Genomic DNA, 3,278 nt, shown 5'->3' on the forward strand with positions numbered 1-3,278 from the left:
GCTTCCGTCCAGTCGGCCACGACCTTCTTGCGGACCTCATCCAGCGTGCGGTCGCGCGCCGGCGTGACCGACTGCACCTCGTAGAAGACGAAACCGTTGTCGGCGGTCGTCAGGCCTTCATTCTCGGTATTGGGCTCGGCCGCGAACACCGCCTTGATGAGATCGGCCGATTGCGGCAGGTCGTTGACTACGGTGCCGTCCGGCCGCTGGCCGGTGCGGTCGATAGCGTCAATGGTGACGACCTTGAGCTTCAGCTTGTCGGCGGCCTGGGCAAGCGAGGCGCCCGAGGCGCGGGTGTCCTCGTAGCTGTCATGCACGTCGAGCAGGATGCGGCTTGCCTCGCCGAGCGCCAGGTCCTTGCGGATCTGGTCGGACACTTCCGAAAGCGGCTTCACGACCTGCGGCTTGATCTCCGTGACGCGCAGGAGCACGGGACCGAAGGCGCCCTGGACGACCTGGCTTACCTCGTTGGCATTGAGCGAGAAGGCCGCGTCGGCAACCGCCTTGTCGGCGATCTTGTCCCTGGACAGCGTGCCGAGCAGCGTGTCGGCCTGCGTCTTGCCTTCGGCGGTGACGAGCTTGTCGAAGGTGGCGCCAGCCTTCAGCGAATCCAAAGCCGCCTTGGCCGCGTCCGGCGTCTTGAACACCAGCTGCTCGATGGTGCGCATCTCGGGCGTCGTGTAGCGCGCGACATTCTTCTTATAGTCGTCGCTGACCTGCTGGTCGGTCACCGCGGACGGATCCGCGATGTCCTGCGGTTCCAGCCGGACATAGGAGAACTTGCGGTATTCCGGCGCGGCGTAGTTCTTCTTGTTGGCGTCGAAATAGGCGTTGAGGGCGCTGGCGGACGGCGCCTCGATCGGCTGCACCAGCGTTTTCGGCAGCACCAGATAGTCGATCGTGCGGTCCTCGCCGCGGTAGAGCGAGACCGCCTTGAGGAAGGTCTGCGGCACTTTCAGCCCGTCGGAGATCGCCTCGACGATTTGCTGGCGCACGGCCACCTGCGAGCGGTTCTTGAGATAATCCTCGGGCCGCATGTTGAGCTGGCGAAGGAGGTATTCGAACGTCCGGCGATCGAACTGGCCGCTGGGGCCCTTGAAAGCCGGATCCTCGCGCGTCAGTTCGGCCAGCCGGTCCTTGGAAAGGCCGAGGCCGAGCTTGCGCGCCTGTTCGTCGAGCACAGCGCCCGACACGAGCTGCGCCAGCACCTGATTGTCGACACCGAGCAGCTTGGCCTGTTCCTGGGTGACGCGCTGGCCATATTGCTGCGACAACATCGAGAGCTGACGATCGTAGGCGAGGCGGTATTCGTTGATCGAGACCTCGGTGCCGCCGGCAGTGATCACCGCGTGATGGCCGCCCAGAACGCCGCCCACCATGCGCGTGGTAATGCCCCAGGCGGCAAAGCTCAGGACCAGCAACAACAGCAGCGCTTTCGCGACCCAGGTGCCCGCCGCGCTTCTCAATATACCAAGCATGCATACTTCCGAGTTTTGCGCATTTTCGCGTGCGCCGAGTCTGAAACAAGCGCAATAGCGCCCTTCCGGTCCACTGTCGATTGCTTTGTGACCTGATTTTGGTAGTGAGGGCGCTGCTTAATGTCGCTCGGAGAACGCGTCCCATGACCCCTGGAATCCGCCCCCTTGTCGCCGGCAACTGGAAAATGAACGGCACCAGCGCCTCGCTCAACGAGCTGCGGTCGATCGGCAACGGGTTCATGAGCGGACTCGACGCCGAGACCGAAGCGGTGGTGTGCGTGCCGGCGACGTTGCTCCAGCGCGCAGCCGAGATCCTGTCGCGCACGCCGGTGCGGGCCGGCGGAGAGGATTGCCATCCCAAGGAGAGCGGCGCCTTCACCGGCGAGATTTCCGCCGAGATGCTGAAGGACGCCGGCGCGAGCCATGTCATCGTCGGCCATTCCGAGCGCCGCGAACTGTTCGGCGACAACGATGCGACGGTCCATGCCAAGGCTTCGGCTGCCTGGCGGGCAGGGCTGGTGGCCATCATCTGCATCGGCGAGACGCGCGCCGAACGCGAGGCGGGCGCCACGCTCGATGTCCTGTCGCGCCAACTCGAAGGATCGGTTCCGACCAGCGCCACCGCGGCGAACACCATCATTGCCTACGAGCCGGTGTGGGCGATCGGCACCGGCCTGACCCCGACGGCGGCCGACGTCGCCGAGGCGCATGCGCATATCCGCGGCAAGCTGACCGGTTTGCTCGGCGATGCCGCGGCCAGGATGCGCATTCTCTATGGCGGCTCGGTCAAGCCGTCCAACGCGGTGGAACTGCTCGGCGTCGAGAATGTCGACGGCGCGCTGGTCGGCGGCGCCAGCCTGAAGGCGGCCGACTTCCTGGCGATCGCGGAAGCCTACATGAACATCTCTTAGAGAACGTCACCTCGGCTTCAGCGGCATAAATCGTTGTATCGGCCGCATTGCTTCCCATATTCCCGGCCACGGGCTTGGAAATGCCGTCAAAGCATTGTAAGGAGCCGCCTCCAAAACACCGGTCGTATGCGCGGCAGCGCTTGGCCTCGCCAGGATAAATTATGGAAACCGTACTGATCGTCATCCACCTCATGGTCGTGCTCGCCCTTGTCGGCGTGGTGCTGCTGCAGCGCTCCGAAGGCGGCGGCCTGGGCATCGGCGGCGGCTCCGGTTTCATGACCGCGCGAGGCGCTGCCAATGCGCTGACCCGCGCAACCGCGATCCTGGCGGCTGCGTTCTTCGTGACCTCGCTGGCGCTGTCGATCCTTGCCCGCTACGGCGAAAAGCCGATCGACATTCTCGACCGTCCGGCGACGTCGAGCCAGGGCAGCGGCGTGCTCAACCAGCTGCCGGGTTCCAATGGGCCGGTGGGCACCTCCAAGCCCGCGGCTCCGGCCAGCGGCACGACTCCCGCGGCTCCGTCAGGCGGTACGACGACCACGACGCCTCTTGCCAACGGCACCATGGCGCCGGCTCCGGGGACAACGCCTGCTCCGGCTGCGCCAGCGCCGGCAGCCAACGGCGTCACCTTGCCGGTCACGCCGCAGGTTCCGAACCAGTAGCCAGCCAAGGACCGGGCCGCGATCTGTTGTTCTTTGAACACAGTCGCGGCAAATGCGCGTCCGATCACAAAGATTCAACCGGGCGTGGCGCCTGCCTCAGCTTGAGGCGATGACGGCTAATCGATTATAGATTGCCCGCGGCACTTTATCGGCGTCCTTGGGGGGCGCCGATAAAGTGCCGCGGGCAATCTATAATCGATTAGCCGTCATCGCCTCAAGCTGAGGCA

3 protein-coding genes are annotated in these 3,278 nt (G+C 65.0%); 2 read left to right on the forward strand and 1 reads right to left on the reverse strand.

Annotated features, from left to right (window positions below):
• Positions 1–1,478 (reverse strand): SurA N-terminal domain-containing protein (locus tag EOA24_RS31800; protein WP_127410478.1); only part of this gene is annotated, 1,478 nt, incomplete at its 3' end.
• Between the two features lie 143 nt (positions 1,479–1,621).
• Between EOA24_RS31800 and tpiA the strand changes: the two genes are divergently transcribed.
• Together tpiA and secG are read left to right on the forward strand one after the other, a co-directional pair.
• Positions 1,622–2,389: a triose-phosphate isomerase gene (gene tpiA, locus EOA24_RS31805; RefSeq protein WP_126082667.1), complete on the forward strand. Its 768-nt coding sequence runs from the start codon at positions 1,622–1,624 to the stop codon at positions 2,387–2,389.
• A 161-nt stretch (positions 2,390–2,550) separates the two neighbouring features.
• Positions 2,551–3,051, forward strand: coding sequence for a preprotein translocase subunit SecG (secG, locus tag EOA24_RS31810; protein ID WP_126082668.1), 501 nt, complete (start codon positions 2,551–2,553; stop codon positions 3,049–3,051).
• Positions 3,052–3,278: the final 227 nt, after the last annotated feature.

This window comes from Mesorhizobium sp. M2A.F.Ca.ET.039.01.1.1 (genome assembly GCF_003998035.1).
Classification (GTDB): domain Bacteria; phylum Pseudomonadota; class Alphaproteobacteria; order Rhizobiales; family Rhizobiaceae; genus Mesorhizobium.